This window comes from Micromonospora parva, from assembly GCF_040649675.1.
Lineage (GTDB): Bacteria > Actinomycetota > Actinomycetes > Mycobacteriales > Micromonosporaceae > Micromonospora > Micromonospora parva.
On record NZ_JBEZFX010000009.1, the window covers coordinates 138732 to 153559 of the forward strand.

Sequence of the window (14828 nt, forward strand, 5' to 3'; positions counted from 1 at the left end):
CGGGGCCTCAGCGGGCGCCGAGCAGGTGCTCGACGGCGAGCTGGTTGAGCCGGACGAAGGCGAAGCCCCGGGCGGCGACAGCGTCCACGTCGACATCCTCGAACGCGGACCGGTCGGCCAGGAACTCCTCGTAGCCCTCGCCGTCGCCGAGCGTCGGCGTGCTCAGCTCGCCGACCTTGCTGGCGGCGAGCGCCTCGATCACCTCGGGGTCGGCACGGAACGCCGCCGCGCGCTCCTTGAGCAGCAGGTACGTGCTCATGTTGGCCGCCGCGGACGCCCACACCCCGTCCATGTCCTCGGTACGCGACGGCTTGTAGTCGAAGTGCCGGGGACCGTCGTAGGTCGGCCCGCCGTTCGGGCCACCGTTCTCCAGGAGGTCCACCAGGGCGAACGCGTTCATCAGGTCACCGTGGCCGAAGACCAGGTCCTGGTCGTACTTGATGCCGCGCTGGCCGTTCAGGTCCAGGTGGAACAGCTTGCCCTGCCAGAGCGCCTGGGCGATGCCGTGGGCGTAGTTGAGCCCGGCCATCTGCTCGTGCCCGACCTCCGGGTTGAGGCCGACCATCTCCGGGTGCTCCAACTGGGAGATGAAGCCGAGCGCGTGCCCGATGGTGGGCAGCAGGATGTCGCCGCGCGGCTCGTTGGGCTTGGGCTCCAGCGCGAACCGCAGGTTGTAGCCCTTGTCGATGACGTACTGGGTGAGCAGGTTGACGGCCTCGCGGTAGCGGTCCAGGGCGGCCTGGACGTCCTTGGCGAGGTCGTACTCGGAGCCCTCGCGGCCACCCCACATGACGAAGGTGCCCGCACCCAGCTCGGCGGCCAGGTCGACCTGGCGCAGCACCTTGCGCAGCGCGAAGCGGCGGACGTCGCGGTCGTTGCTGGTGAAGCCGCCGTCCTTGAAGATCGGGTGGGTGAAGAGGTTGGTGGTGACCATCGGCACCACCAGGCCGGTCTCGTCGAGGGCCTTGCGGAACCGGGCGATGTGCTGGTCACGGGAAGCCGCGTCGGCGCCGAACGGGATCAGGTCGTCGTCGTGGAAGGTGATGCCGTACGCGCCCAGCTCGGCGAGCCGGTGGACGGCCTCGACCGCGTCCAGCTCGGGGCGGGTGGCGTCACCGAACGGGTCGCGGGCCTGCCAGCCCACGGTCCAGAGCCCGAAGGAGAACTTGTCGGCGGGGGTGGGACGGGGTGCCATGAGCGACCTCCGGGGTGGTGGTGTCAGGTATTTGTTCAGCGATTGAATTATTTGCCCACCCTATGGCACTGTCAAGGGGTGAGCCTCACCCACGCCCCGGCCGGCGCAGTCCGTCAGGGCAGTCTGCGCGAGCTCAACCTCGCCCTGGTCCTCGGTCGGATCGCCGCGGCCGACCGACCCCCCTCCCGAGCCGACCTGGCGACCGCCACCGGCCTGACCAGAGCCACCGTCTCCGCTGTCGTCGAGGACCTGCTCGGCGGTCGGCTGGTCAGTGAGTCCGACCCCGCGCCCCGCTCGGGCGCCGGCCGCCCGGCGCGCGGGCTGGTCCTGGCCGAACAGGGGCCGGCCGGGCTCGGCCTGGAGGTCAACGTCGACTACCTGGCGGTCTGCGTGGTGGACCTCACCGGCCAGGTGCGGCACCGCACCGTGCACCGGGCCGACCTGCGTCCGGTGGCCCCCGCCGACGCCCTGGCCCACCTGGTCGAGATGGCCGGGGCAGCCCGCGACGACGCCGCCCACCAGGGCCTCACCCTGGTCGGGGCCGCGCTCGCGGTGCCCGGCCTGGTGGACGACGACGGGCTGGTCCGGCTCGCGCCGAACCTCGGATGGTCCGACGTGCCGGTGCCCGCGCTGCTCGCCGAGCACCCTCCGCTGGTCGAGCAGGTGCCCGGGGTCCCCGCGTTGACGGTGGACAACGAGGCCAACCTCGCCGCGCTCGGCGAGCTGCACTCGCAACCACCCGGCCCGTCCAGCTTCCTGCACATCTCCGGGGAGGTGGGCATCGGCGCCGGCATCGTGCTGGACGGCGCGCTGTTCCGCGGCGTACGCGGGTGGAGCGGTGAGATCGGGCACCTCCCGGTCCACCCCGAGGGCCGTCCGTGCCGCTGCGGCGGGCAGGGCTGCCTGGAGCAGTACGCCGGCCAGGAGGCGATCGTGTCCGCCGCCGGGCTGGCCCGGGCGGAGCTTCCCGCGGACACCGCGACCGCCCGGTTGGCCGAGTTGGCCGAGGCCGGCGACGCCGACGCGCTGCGGGCGCTGCACGAGGCCGGAACGGCGCTCGGCGTCGCGGTGGCCGGTGTCGTCAACCTGCTCGACCTGGACACCGTGGTGCTCGGTGGCGGTTACGCCGCGCTCGCACCCTGGTTGTGCCCCCCGGTCCTCGCCGAGATCGACGCCCGGGTGCTCACCGCCGCCTGGTCGCCGGTAACGGTCCGGCCGTCGACGCTCGGTGCGGAAGCCGCAGCGGTGGGAGCCGCCGGCTCGGTGGCCCGCCGGATCATCGCCCAGCCCGCCGGCTGGCTGGCACGCTCCGGCTGATCGCCGCCCCCGCGCCCCCGTCGGCACGGATCGGTACCCTTGCACTCAGGCAACGATCCCCGGTGAGGAGTCGAGAAGCAGCATGCGCACACGTCGCCAGACGCGAGCTGGCGTCCGGCGGTGACCACGACCCGGCAACCCGGCGACACCCCGCTGCCGGCCGACGACCGGTTGGCCCGCGAACTGCTCGACGGGCTCGCCGAGGCCGTGCTGACGACGGACCGGACCGGCCTGGTCACCCTGGTCAACGCCATGGCGGCCGAGCTGCTCCCGGAGATCGAGGCCGGCACCGGGCTGGCCGACTGCCCGGTGGCGGCCCTGGCCCGGGCGGTCGTCACCGGCGCCGACCGCTTCGACGCCGACCACCACGGCCGGCGACTGCGTGGCGTCCGGCGCCAACTCGCCGGCTCCCGGTGGGCGTGGTATGTCCGCGACGTCACCGAGGAGCACGCCCGCGCCGACGCCCTGCTCGCCGAACGCTCCCGCACCGCGTTCCTCGCCCAGGCCGGCAGCCGGCTGGCGCTGGCCCTGCACCGGGACCAGGTCCTCCTGTTCGCCACCACGCTCGCCGTCCCCTACCTGGCCGACGTCGCCGTGGCACTGCCCCGACCGACAGCGCCGGCCGAGCCACACGCCAGGTGGATCCGGTACGCCGACGGTGATCCGGCCCCGGTCACCGGGCTGGCCGGTCCCGCGCTGGCCAGCGCCGTGCCTGGTCTCGCCGAGGCGCTGGCCGGCGACCGCGCCGAGCCGGGCCGCTGGTCGGACGCCCCGCTCACCGACCTGGCCGACCTGCTGCCGCCCGGGTTCGGCCCCCCGGGGGCGGTGCTGGCCAGCCCTCTGCTGAACGCCAGCGAGTCGACCGGCGCCCTTCTGCTCATCCGTCGGCCCGGGCGGGCCGGTTTCGAACCACGCGACGTGGAGCTGGCCCGGGAGTTCGCCGCCCGCGCGGGTGCCGCGCTGGCCACCGCCGACCTGCACAGTGAGCAGGCCCACCTGGCCCAGGTGCTGCAGAGCAGTCTGCTCCCGCCCGAGCTGCCCGCCGTGCCCGGCGTGACGATGGCCGGCGGCTACCGGGCAGCTGGCGACACCCTGCGCATCGGCGGGGACTTCTACGAGGTGTTCCCGCACCCCGAGGGCGCCCTGTTCGCGCTCGGCGACGTGTGCGGCAAGGGCGTGGGCGCCGCCGTGCTGACCGGCCGGGTTCGCCAGTCGTTGCAGACGCTGCGGCTCGTCGAGCGACGCCCCCTGGAGCTGATTCGCCTGCTCAACCAGGCGCTGTTCGACGCGCCGGACGCCGCGCGTCGCAGCCAGTTCACCACAGTGCTGCTCGGTTCCCTGGACCGCGGGCCCACCGGACTGGACATCCGGATCGCCGGCGGAGGGCACCCGGCGCCACTGCTGGTCACCGCCGACGGCACTGTCACCACCGTCCCGGTCGGTGGCATGCCGGTGGGGGCGCTGACCGCCGCCCGGTTCGCCGAGGCGAGGGTGCACCTCGATCCCGGCGACGTGTTGCTCGCGTACACCGATGGGGTGACCGAGGCGCGCGGACCGCGCGACACGGCGATGTTCGGTGAGGCCCGGCTGCGGGCCGCGCTCGTGGCGGCGGCCGGGCAGCCACCGGCCGCGCTGATCGACCGGGTGCTGCGGGAGGTCGACGACTGGCTGGACGGGCAGGCCCACGACGACATCGCGATGCTGGCCGTGGGCGCGTCGACGCCGGCCTGACCGACGGCGACCGACCGGCCTGACCGACGGCGACCGACCGGCCTGACCGACGGCGACCGACCGGCCTGGTCAGGCGGTACGTGCCACCGGCGGGTCGCCGGCCGGCCACTCCCGGGTGCTGCCGGCCGTCGGATCCGGACCGCCAGCGGCGCCCGCCCACAACCCACGGGTCTGCCGCGCCGAATCGACCGACCAGTCCCCCGACCGCCCACCGGGCTGGTCCGGGCCGTCCGGCCAGTCCCCCGGGCCCGGCGGCTCCCCGGGCGTCGCCGGCCGCTGCTCCTGCTGGCGGCGCGCGGTCTCGTCGAACTCCCGCATTCCGCGCAGCAGCGCGTCGCGGCCCTCCCGGCTCATCCCGGTCAGCACGGCGTCGAGTTGGGCCCGGCGGTTGGCCCGTAGCTCGGCGAGGAGCCGGCGGGCCTCCGGGGTGAGGTGCAGCGAGATCTCCCGCCGGTCGAAGCGGCCCGGCTCGCGCTCCAGCATGCCGGCGGCGACCAGCCGGTCGCAGAGGCGGCTGGCGGAGCTGAGCAGCATGTCGAGTCGGGTGGCGAGCCGACGCAGGTTGATCCCGTCGGCCTGCTCCACCACCATCACTGCCCGTAGTTGGGCACCGGAGACCCGGTTGGCGGTCCCCTCCCGGGCAGATTCCCAGATCCCGAGCAGGGCAGCGGCCGCCGCGTCCAGCGCGGCAGCCATACTCGTCTCGGGGTCCGTCGGACGGTTCAGTTCGGCCATGGTGGCCCGAGAGTACTCCGAACCCACTGGTGGTCGAGCTTTCAGCGAGGGAGTGACGATGAGCAAACCGGTCGATCGGGTACGACGTGCCCTGAACGAGACACCAGCTGACCGGCTCGTCGGTGGAATCGGGGACGTGCTCGCCGGGTCGTACGGGATCACCGACGTTGAGCTGTACCAGGTCGACTACCGGCTCGCGGAGTTGCTGCCACTCACCGACGGTGACTCGATCACGAGCCCCGGGCACCCCGCCTGGCGCGCCTTCGACCACCAGTCGCCGCTACTGACCGACGGCGTCGCCTGGATGCCGGTCACCATGCGCGGCGAGCGCCGAGGGGTGCTGCGCCTGTCGCCCGTGCCGGACGACCAGGAGGTCGTCAACGCGCTGGCCGAGGTCGCCACCGCGCTCGCGCACGAGGTGGCGGCGGTCTCCGCCGGCACCGACGTCTACCGGGCGGCTCGGCGCACCCAACGCCTCACCCTGGCCGCCGAGATGCAGTGGGAGCTGCTTCCCGGCCGCAGCCGGATCCGTCCCTCGTTCAGCCTGGCCGGGCAGTTGGAGCCGGCGTACGCCGTGCGCGGCGACGGCTTCGACTGGTCTGACGACGGGGAGCGGCTCTGGTTGTCCACCATCAACGGCACCGGTGAGGGCGTGGCCGCCTCCCTGCTCACCTCCCTGGCCACCCACGCGCTGCGCAACGCGCGACGGGCCGGGCTGAGCCTGGCCGACCAGGCCGCCCTCGCCGATCAGGCCATCTACGACCTGTACCGGGGCGAGCAGCACCTGTCGGCGTTGCTGATGGAGCTGGACCTGCGCTCCGGGATGATGACAGTGGTGGACGCCGGGTCGCCCCGACTGGTCCTGCTCCGCGGCGGCGAGGTCAGCGAGCAGCCGCTGGAGGCGCAGTTTCCGCTGGGCATGTTCGAGGCGACCGACTACCACGAGCAGAAGTTCCCCCTGGAACTCGGCGACCGGGTCTTCGTGGTCAGCGACGGGGTGGTGGAGGCCACCGGTCAGCACATGCGCTACGGCGAGACGGCACTGGACCGGTTCCTACGGCGGACCGGGCCGATGGCACCGCTGGACGCGGTCCGGTCGCTGATCGGTGATCTGCGCGCGTTCGTGGCCGGTGACCTGGTCGACGACGCGGTGGTCGTCTGCCTGGACTGGACCGGCCCGCAACCGTGACCTGTGGTCAGTACGCTCCGCGGCCGTTCAGCACCGCGCCGAAGGTCTTCCAGAGGATGGTGAGGTCGGCGGTGAGGGACCAGTTCTCCACGTAGTAGAGGTCGAGCCGGATGCCGTCCTCCCAGCTCAGGTCGGAGCGGCCACTGACCTGCCACAGGCCGGTCATGCCGGGCTTGACCAGCAGCCGCCGGGCCACGTCACCGTCGTAGCGGGCCACCTCCGAGGGCAGCGGCGGGCGCGGCCCGACCAGGCTCATCTGCCCCAGCAGCACGTTGACCAGTTGCGGCAGCTCGTCCAGTGACCATTTGCGCAGCAGCCGGCCGACGCGGGTCACCCGGGGGTCGTGGCGCATCTTGAACATCAGGCCGTCGGTCTCGTTGCGGGCGGCCAACTCGGCGAGCAGCGCGTCCGCGTTCACCACCATGGTGCGGAACTTGAACACGCCGAACTCCTGCCCGCCCCGGCCAACCCGGACCTGCCGGAACAGCACCGGACCCCGGCTGTCCAGTTTGATGGCCAGGGCGATGAACGCGATGAGCGGCAGCAGCACCGCCAGCGCCAGCGACGAGACGGACCTGTCGACGAAACCCTTCACCAGTTTGCGAACGCCGCGGAACTCGGGGGCCTCGACGTGGATCAGCGGCAGTCCGGCGACCGGGCGGGTGTGGATCCGCGGGCCGGCGACGTCGGTCAGCGCGGGTGCCACGACCAGGTCGACGCCGGTCCCCTCCAACTGCCAGCCGAGGCGACGCAGCCGGGTCGCGGTCAGCTCACCCGAGGCGGTCACCGCGACGGTGTCCGCGCCGATCGCGGTGGCGGCCTCCGGGATGCCCCGGAACGACCCCACCACCGGCACGTCACCCAGCCGCTGCGCCACCGGCGCGAGCAGCGCGTCCGGGATGCAGGCGCCCACCACCTGGTAACCGGCGTACGGCTCGCGACGCAACGTGTGGACCAACTCCAACACGTGGGCGGTGTCGCCGACCACCAGCACCTTCCGGGACCAGCCGGCGCCGAGCGAGCGGGCCCGGTGCAGCCGCTTGCGGGCGGCGAACCGGGCCACCTCCAGCCCGACCGTGCCCACCGCAAAGGAGATGCCCAGGAAGCCCCGGGAGACTCCGACGTCGGCGATGTAGCCGATGATGGCGATCGCCCCGGCCAGGCGCAGGCTGGCGGAGCTGACCCGCCGGTACTCGTCCGCCCCGTAGCCGATCACCCGGTCGTCGTAGCAGCCGAGGGCCTTGAGCGAGATCAGCCAGGCCAGCACCAACCCGGGGGCGACCAGCACGTACGGGATCTCCGAGCCGGTCGGCTCGCCCTCACCGAAACGGGTGACGTACCCGATCAGCAACGCGATGATGAGGATGGTGGTGTCCAGCACCACCAGCACCCGGACGTAGGACCGTTCGTCGGCTCGTGCCAGCAGCCCGGTGCGTTGACCATCGGGCTCCGCCGACGTGGCGGGGGTCAACAGTGTCGCCACGCTCACCGGCCCTCCCACTCTGTACAGGATGGCCCCGGCCAACGGGTCGGACCGGAGGCGGACCGACCATGCCGGAACAGTCGACATCCTGCCCTGACAACTATGACTGCCGATTGCTTCCGACGTATTGCCGTCACTTTTCTTCAACAACTGGCGGGCCGAAAAGGGGCCTGCCACACCGGATCGACGGGTGTGGCAGGCTCCCCGACCGCTGAGCGTCGGATCAGCGCGGTGCTGGCGGGCGCCGCGCGATGGCGCTGAGGAAGATGCTGCCGATCTCGCTCGGATCCTTCGTGACGAAGACGTCGCCACCGGTCACCTTGGTGATCGACTCCAGCTCCGCCTTGCTGACGCCCTCACCGATACCGATCATGATGACCTGGACCGGCCGCTCCGGGTCGGCGGCCTGCTTGAGCTTGCCGAGCAGCTGCTGCTGGTTGAGACCGTTGTCGTCCTCGTTCTTGCCGTCGGTGAACAGCACGATCGAGTTGACCCGGCCGGGCTGCCAGTTTTCCTGGACCGCCTGGTACGCGGCAAACATCGTGTCGTAGAGGCCGGTGTCGCCGCTGGAGGGCTTGATGGTCGCGAGCGCGCCCTCCAACTGGCCGCGCTGGCCGGAGAGCGGGCCGATCGGGACCAGCTCCCGGTAGTCCCGGTTGCCGACGAGCTGGGTGGAGAAGGTCCACAGACCGATCGACCAGGAGTCGTCGAAGAGGCTGAGGCCACGACGGGCCGCGTCGACAGTGACCTCCTCCCGGCTGCGGTTGTTGGCGGAGGGCACCGGCTCCTTCATCGAGCCGGAGACGTCGATGACGGCGAGCATCCGACCGGACTGGGTGGCGATCGACCAGCTGGAGACGACCCGCTGGATGGCGGCCGGGTCCAGGCCACCCGCTGCGGTGCCGCCGTTCGCCGGTGCGGTGGGCGCGCCGCCGGCCGGGCTCGGCGCACCCTGCGGCGCCTTGAAACCCTCGCCCCAGTTGCCGTCCGGCGCACGCAGCGACTGCGCGGCGAGCCGGTTACGGAAGGTCGGGCTGGTGAGCAGTTCGAACAGCACCTTGGCCGCCGACGCCTTGCTCGGCTCGATGCCGGGCAGCACCGCGTACGGGTAGTCCAGCGGCATCGGCGCCGGCTCCATGTAGAGCGCGGCGAGCGGCACCGGCGGCTTCTTGCTGTTGTACGCGATCACGTCTTCTTCGGACAGGGCTGCCGCACCGAGACCACTGGCGATGGACGTGGAGTCGTTGGCAGTGGGGAAACGGGCCAGCAGGTCGTTGCGGAGCGAGGAGCGGCCGGTGGCCAGTGCGCGCAGCGCGCCGACGGTGTTGCGCTGGGCGTCGCCGCCGGCCGCGCTGGCGGCGGCGGTCAGCGAGAGCAGTCCGGACAGGCCCGCCGCGTCGCGGGTCGGCTCGACGATCCCGGTCCGCAGCGGCGTGCTGCTGTTGACCTGCTTGAGCAGGTCGGTCCAGTTGAACTTCTTGTCCGGCCAGCCGAGCCGGGTGGCGATCGGCTCGGGCATCGCGACGACGATCGGGCTGCGCGCGATGGACGCGCCGTTGGTCGGAGCGAACGCCGTCGCGTCCTTCTTCAACCGCAGCAGCCAGGTCGAGGAGTCGGGCACCCAGACGTCGGGGCTGACGGCGGTGCCGCTGGCCTGCCCCACGCCGGCGAGCACCGCGCCGTGCTTGGCCGCCACCACGGCCGCGACGTCGACCGGGTCGGACGCGGAAACGTCGACCCGAATGCAGGTCGGGCCTACCGCCGCGCCGTCCTTCACCCACTGGGACGCCGCCGCGTCCACCGCTGGCGCGAGTTCGGAGGCGACCGCCACGGCGAGCCGGATCTCCCCCGAGCAGCTGGGCTGGATCAACTCCCGATAGCCGAACCACGCGCCCGTCGTGACGACGAGCACCCCGACCGTTGCGGCGGCGGCGGCTAGGTGGAGTTTCGAACGCATGCGATGGCGGCCTGCTGACACGGTGACCATCTTGCGTACTAGGTGCCGTCTCTGCCACATCCGTTCGGACTAAAGTTACGCAGGAGAAACAGTTGACCTCTCTTTTGCAACACAGAGTGATGTAGCAGCCTCGTGGCGTTGCCAAACGAGTGCGGCGCTCACGTCTCTAAACCATCGTTCAGGGCAAAACGCACGTCGGACTCGGCACCGGAACCGGCTCGCCGACCGCCTCCGGGACGCCGGTTTCGGCGTCGCGCCGGAACACCCGCACCATGTCCGCCCGCTCGTCGGCGACGTAGAGGTGCTCCCCGATCAGGGCGAAGTGCCGGGGCCACTCGCCACCGGTGTCCACTTCGGCCACCAGCTCGGGCAACTCCCCGGCCAGGGTGAAGACCGCCACGGTCCCCGCCCCACGGTTGGCGACGTGGAGGAAACGGCCGTCCGGGGTGACAGCGACCTCCGACGGTTGGACGTGGCCGGCCCGCTCGCTCGCCTCGACCCGCCCGCGTTGGTGCAACGCGCCGTCGTCGGTCAGCTCGTACGCGGTGACCGAGGCGTCCAGCTCACCGACGAGGTAGCAGCGCCGTCCGTCCGGGTGCCGGGCCAGGTGCCGGGGACCGGTTCCGGGCGCGGTCCGCATCCGCGGCGCACGCGGCACCAGTCGTCCGGTCGCCGCGTCCAGGTCGTACCGGTAGACGGAGTCGGTGCCGAGATCCACGGCGAGGATCGGCCCCCGGCCCGGTCCCGGCGAGACCATGTGAGCGTGGGCGTGGTCCTGGCGCTCCGGGTCGGGGCCGTGCCCCTCGTGCACCACCAGGTCGGTGCGGTCGCCGGGCACGCCCCGCGGGTCGAGTGGGAAGACCGCGATGCTGCCGCTGCCGTAGTTGGCCGCCAGCAGGTGATCGCCGCCGGGCAGCACCGCCAGGTGGCAGGGCTCGGCCCCGCCGGTCGACCGGCTGCCGAGCGGGTCCAGCGCGCCGTCCGCACCGACCTGCCAGGCGCTGACCTCCCCGTCGGTCAGCTCGTTGACCGCGTAGAGCACCGGCTGGGTGGGGTGCCGTGCCAGGAAGGACGGGGACGGGGTGACCGCCACCGTGCCGAGCGGGGTCAGCGCCCCGGTCGTCGGGTCGCGACGTGCGGCGACGATGCCGCTGCCCCGTCCACCGCTCTGCGCGGTGTAACAGCCGATGTGGACGACCTCACCCTGACCGCTCACGTACCACTCCTCCGCCGGCATCCTCCGTTGATCCAACCAGAGCGTGCCCGCGTTGCCCGCCCGTTAACCCGCTTTCCGGCCCGGTTCTCAGGCGGCCGGCACTGGCTCACCGCGCTGCCGGGCCACGTGCTCCACCAGAGAGATCAACACCATCTTCCCGGACTGCCGGTCCCGGGCGTCGCAGAGCACCATCGGCACCTCCGGGTCCAGGTCGAGCGCTCGGCGTACGGTCTCCAGGTTGAACCGGCGGGAGCCGTCGAAACAGTTCACGCCCACCACGAACGGGATGCCGCGCTGCTCGAAGTAGTCGATGGAGGGGAAGCAGTCGGCCAGTCGCCGGGTGTCGGCGAGCACCACCGCGCCGAGCGCGCCGAAGGCCAGCTCGTCCCAGAGGAACCAGAACCGGTCCTGACCCGGCGTGCCGAACAGGTAGACCTGCAGGTCGTCGTTGATGGTGATCCGGCCGAAGTCCATCGCCACCGTGGTGGTGGACTTGCCCTCCACGCCGGAGATGTCGTCGGTGCCGATCCCGGCCCCGGTCAGCACCTCCTCGGTCTGCAACGGACGGACCTCGCTCAGGGCGCTCACCAAGGTCGTCTTGCCGGCCCCGAAGCCTCCCGCAATGAGGATCTTCAGTGCCAGCGGGATGGTGGTGCTGGTGCCCACCTGGTCATAGCGCACGGAGTCCACTGACCACCGCCTTGAGGATGTCGTCGTCGGGAAGGATGCCGGCTTTCGGCGGCTCGTGCACCGCGACCAGGCCTTCGGCGAGGAGATCACCGAGCAGTACCCGGACCACGCCGACAGCGAGGTCCAACTCGGCCGCCAGTTCGGCCACCGACACCGGCCGGCTGGCCAACGCGACGAGCCGTCGATGCTCGGGCAGCAGGTGCGCCTGACCCGCCGGGTCGACGTCCGCCGCCACCACGAACGCGACCAGGTTGAAATTGTCGACGGCGGAGCGTACCCGGCCCCGGGTGAGCGTGTACGGGCGCATCACCGGGCCGGCGTCACCGTCCAGCCACTCGTGCTGCGGCCCGGGCGGCTCAGTCCGCATCTCCGGCGTCCGCTGCCGATCGGGCCGGTGCGGCGAGGCTCTCCCCCACCCGGATCACCAGCATCGCCATCTCGTACGCGACCAGCCCGATGTCCGCGTCGGCGTCGCTCACCACGGCCAGGCAGGCGCCCTGCCCGGCGGTGGTGACGAAGAGGTACGCGGCCTCCATCTCCACCACCGTCTGTCGCACCGGGCCGCCGTCCACGTGCCGGCTGGCGCCGCGGGCCAGGCTGGAGAACCCGGCGGCGAGCGCACAGAGGTGCTCGGCGTCGGAGCGTTCCAACTCGGCCGAGCAGCCGAGCAGCAGGCCGTCGGCGGAGAGCACCACCGCCTCCCGGGCGGCCGGTACCCGTTGCACCAGTTCGTCGAGCAACCAGTCGAGGCCGGCGCTCTGCTTCGTCGAATGCCGCACTAGGCGTCCCTCTCAGTCGCGGTCGGTGGTTCGGGGCTCGTCGGCGGGTCGGTGGGTGCCGTCGGGACCGCGCTGCCGGTCGGCGTCGTCGGGCCCGTTGACGGCGGTGCCGTCGGGGTGACGGCGGTGGCACGGCCGCGCGCCGTGCCGGCCTGCAGCGCCGCCATCACCTGGCGGACCTCCTCGGGCGAGCGGGGTGACGGCGTGTCGCCGACTGTCGACCGGGGTTGGGCGGCGGGGGTCCGGCGGCGCACCCGGCGGGGCAGCCCGTCCAGCTCGTCGTCCGGCTCGTCGGAGGTCGCCGGCCCCTCGTCGGGCGTGCTGGCCGGCGCGGTGACCGAGGTCGGCGCGCCGGTGGGCGGGGCCGGCGGGGCCGTGCTGCCGGTCGGGGCCGTCGGTGGGCGGGTACGGGGTCGGGTCACCGCGCCCCGGCGTGCCGTCCGCACCAGTCGCCGGCCTGGGTCGGCCGACGCGGCGCCGAGCGTGGCCGGGTCGGGGCCGGCCGGCGGTTCGGTGGTGATCAGGTCGCCGGGGAGCAGCACCACGGCGGTCACGCCACCCTCCCCCGACGGCCGCAACCGCACCCGTACGCCGTGCCGGGCCGCCAGCCGGGCCACCACGAACAGGCCGAGTCGGGCGCTCTGCGCCGGGTCGAACTCCGGCGAGCTGGCCAGCCGGGTGTTGGCGGTCTCCAGCGCCGTGTCGGACATGCCCAGCCCTTGGTCGGTGATCTCCAGGGCGTACCCGTTGGCCACCTGCGCCCCGGTGACGGTGACCCGGGTGTCCGGCGGAGAGAAGGCGGTGGCGTTCTCGACCAGCTCGGCGAGGAGGTGGATGACATCGCCGACGGCCCGCCCCAGCACGCCGGCCGGTTGCACGTTGGTGATGTCCACCCGTTCGTACGCCTCGACCTCGGAGATCGCGCCACGGATCAGGTCGACCATCGCGACCGGGTTGCGCCAACCGCGGCCGGGGGCGGAGCCGGCGAGGATGACCAGGTCCTCGGCGTGCCGGCGGAGCCGGGTGGCCAGGTGGTCGACCTGGAACAACTCGGCCAGCTCGTCCGGGTCCTCGCTGCGCCGCTCCATCCGGTCCAGCAGGTGCAGCTGACGGTGCACCAGGCTCTGGCTGCGTCGGGCGATGTTGAGGAAGACCTCGTTGAGCCCGCGCCGCAGGGTGACCTCGTCCACAGCGGCCTGCACGGCGGTGCGCTGCACCTCGGTGAAGGCGCGCCCGACCTCGCCGATCTCGTCGTGGCCGTACTCCAGCGGCGGCGCCTCCCGGGCGACGTCGACCTGCTCGCCACGGCGCAGCCGGGTCACCACGTCGGGCAGCCGGTGCTCGGCCAGCTCCAGCGCGGCGGTGCGGACGCCGCTGAGCCGCCGGACCAGGGTGCGGCCGACCCGCAGCGCCACCAGCACCGAGACGACCACGGCGACGAGCCCGAGCACCCCGGCGGCGGCCAGCCGCACCAGGATGCGGACCGCCATCGGCACCGAACGGTCGGTGAGGGCGTCCGCCTCGGACAGCTCGAAGTCCCGCAGCTGCTGCTGCACCGCGTCCTGGCTGGCCTGCCAGGCCGCCGCGTCGACCGCCGGTCGGCCGGACCGGCTGGGTACGACCAGCGCGTCCTGCATGGCGCGCAGCCGGGTGAACGCCTCGCCCTCGGTCAGTCGTTGGTACGCGACCCGGCTGCTCTCGGGCAGGTCGGCCACGGCGCTCTCGGTGAGCCACCGTTGGTTGCCGATGGCCTGGACGAGCTGGGTGTGCTCCCCCTCGGCGAACCGTCCGGCGGTCAGCGCGCCGGCCAGCAGCGCGTCGCTCTGGCCGAGCAGCTCCCGGGAGCGGCCCAGCGCGGTGAGCGCCAGGGCCTGCCGGTTGATTCCCGGGTCGGTCAGGGTCGCCATGCCGGCGAACGCCTGAAAGGCCGCGGAGACCATGCCGCTGTACAGGTTGAGCGCGCCGGCCCGGTCCACCTTGCGGTCGTCGATGAACGTCCGCCCGCTGGGCAGCGCTGCCAGGGCGGTGATGAGCTGGTCGATCCGGGTTTCCAGCAGGTCGTCAGCGGCGTCGCGCAGGGGTTCGCCGTCCACCCGGCGGCGCAGCTCGGCGACCGCCCGGTCGGTGCGCCCGCGCTGCTCGGCGAGGGCGGGCAGCTCGGCGTCGCCGGCGAGCTGCACCACCGAGAGCCGGCGTTCCCGTTGCAGCTCGGTGACCACCGCCTCGCCGGGGCGACCCAGGTCGTACAGGAGGGTGCGGGCGGAGAGCAGGTTCAGGGCGGGACCGAAGGTCAGGGAGGTCGCGAAGATCCACAACGCCAGGAGCGCGGTCACCGGCGCGACGACCAACGCGGTCAGCTTCGAGCGGATCGGCCAGTCGCGGGTTTTCATCAGACCTCGCCCGTACAGGGTGGCAGGAGGGGCGCCGGCACCGCCGGGCAACGCTCCGGCCGGCTGCGCGCCCGGCCGTTCGTCGGGCACCGGCGCGGGCGCCTTGGGCAGGATACGTAATCGAGAGCTGTTGCACTACCGCCTGT

12 protein-coding genes are annotated in these 14828 nt (G+C 72.8%); 3 read left to right on the forward strand and 9 right to left on the reverse strand.

All coding sequences use genetic code 11. From position 1 onward, the window contains the following. Positions 1–7: 7 nt before the first annotated feature. On the reverse strand, positions 8–1195 hold the full coding sequence (gene xylA, locus AB0C03_RS23050) for a xylose isomerase (protein WP_030333283.1): 1188 nt from the start codon (positions 1193–1195) through the stop codon (positions 8–10). 78 nt (positions 1196–1273) lie between these two features. Here xylA and AB0C03_RS23055 point away from each other — a divergent pair, with 78 nt between their 5' ends. Together AB0C03_RS23055 and AB0C03_RS23060 are read left to right on the forward strand one after the other, a co-directional pair. Then, on the forward strand, positions 1274–2512 hold the full coding sequence (locus AB0C03_RS23055; RefSeq protein WP_030333282.1) for an ROK family transcriptional regulator: 1239 nt from the start codon (positions 1274–1276) through the stop codon (positions 2510–2512). Between the two features lie 120 nt (positions 2513–2632). Beyond that, positions 2633–4243 (forward strand): SpoIIE family protein phosphatase, encoded by a 1611-nt coding sequence (locus tag AB0C03_RS23060; protein WP_357638778.1) that lies wholly within the window; start codon positions 2633–2635, stop codon positions 4241–4243. A gap of 69 nt (positions 4244–4312) precedes the next feature. Here the strand turns inward: AB0C03_RS23060 and AB0C03_RS23065 are convergent, their stop codons facing one another. Further along, positions 4313–4978, reverse strand: coding sequence for a MarR family winged helix-turn-helix transcriptional regulator (locus AB0C03_RS23065; RefSeq protein ID WP_245233658.1), 666 nt, complete (start codon positions 4976–4978; stop codon positions 4313–4315). A gap of 58 nt (positions 4979–5036) precedes the next feature. On the opposite strand from AB0C03_RS23065, the gene AB0C03_RS23070 reads away from it, so the two are divergent. Continuing rightward, on the forward strand, positions 5037–6167 hold the full coding sequence (locus AB0C03_RS23070) for a PP2C family protein-serine/threonine phosphatase (protein WP_357638780.1): 1131 nt from the start codon (positions 5037–5039) through the stop codon (positions 6165–6167). A 7-nt stretch (positions 6168–6174) separates the two neighbouring features. Here AB0C03_RS23070 and AB0C03_RS23075 read toward each other — a convergent pair whose 3' ends face one another. The 7 genes from AB0C03_RS23075 to AB0C03_RS23105 all read right to left on the reverse strand — a co-directional run bounded on the left by AB0C03_RS23075 (position 6175) and on the right by AB0C03_RS23105 (position 14682). Next, the gene (locus AB0C03_RS23075; protein ID WP_030333273.1) at positions 6175–7656 is read right to left on the reverse strand and encodes a sugar transferase; all 1482 of its coding nucleotides are present in this window, start codon (positions 7654–7656) and stop codon (positions 6175–6177) included. A gap of 217 nt (positions 7657–7873) precedes the next feature. After that, positions 7874–9628, reverse strand: coding sequence for a substrate-binding domain-containing protein (locus tag AB0C03_RS23080; RefSeq protein ID WP_210865989.1), 1755 nt, complete (start codon positions 9626–9628; stop codon positions 7874–7876). A gap of 157 nt (positions 9629–9785) precedes the next feature. After that, positions 9786–10823, reverse strand: a complete 1038-nt coding sequence (locus tag AB0C03_RS23085) for a lactonase family protein (RefSeq protein WP_357638782.1) — start codon at positions 10821–10823, stop codon at positions 9786–9788. Between the two features lie 87 nt (positions 10824–10910). Beyond that, on the reverse strand, positions 10911–11513 hold the full coding sequence (locus AB0C03_RS23090; protein WP_124771228.1) for a GTP-binding protein: 603 nt from the start codon (positions 11511–11513) through the stop codon (positions 10911–10913). Then, a complete protein-coding gene (locus tag AB0C03_RS23095; protein ID WP_210862248.1) occupies positions 11494–11880 on the reverse strand; it encodes a DUF742 domain-containing protein in 387 nt (128 codons plus the stop codon). The genes AB0C03_RS23090 and AB0C03_RS23095 overlap by 20 nt, the downstream gene beginning before the upstream one ends. Continuing rightward, positions 11870–12292: a roadblock/LC7 domain-containing protein gene (locus AB0C03_RS23100; protein WP_030333266.1), complete on the reverse strand. Its 423-nt coding sequence runs from the start codon at positions 12290–12292 to the stop codon at positions 11870–11872. The genes AB0C03_RS23095 and AB0C03_RS23100 overlap by 11 nt, the downstream gene beginning before the upstream one ends. Continuing rightward, a complete protein-coding gene (locus AB0C03_RS23105) occupies positions 12292–14682 on the reverse strand; it encodes a sensor histidine kinase (protein ID WP_030333265.1) in 2391 nt (796 codons plus the stop codon). The genes AB0C03_RS23100 and AB0C03_RS23105 overlap by 1 nt, the downstream gene beginning before the upstream one ends. Positions 14683–14828 lie beyond the last annotated feature (146 nt).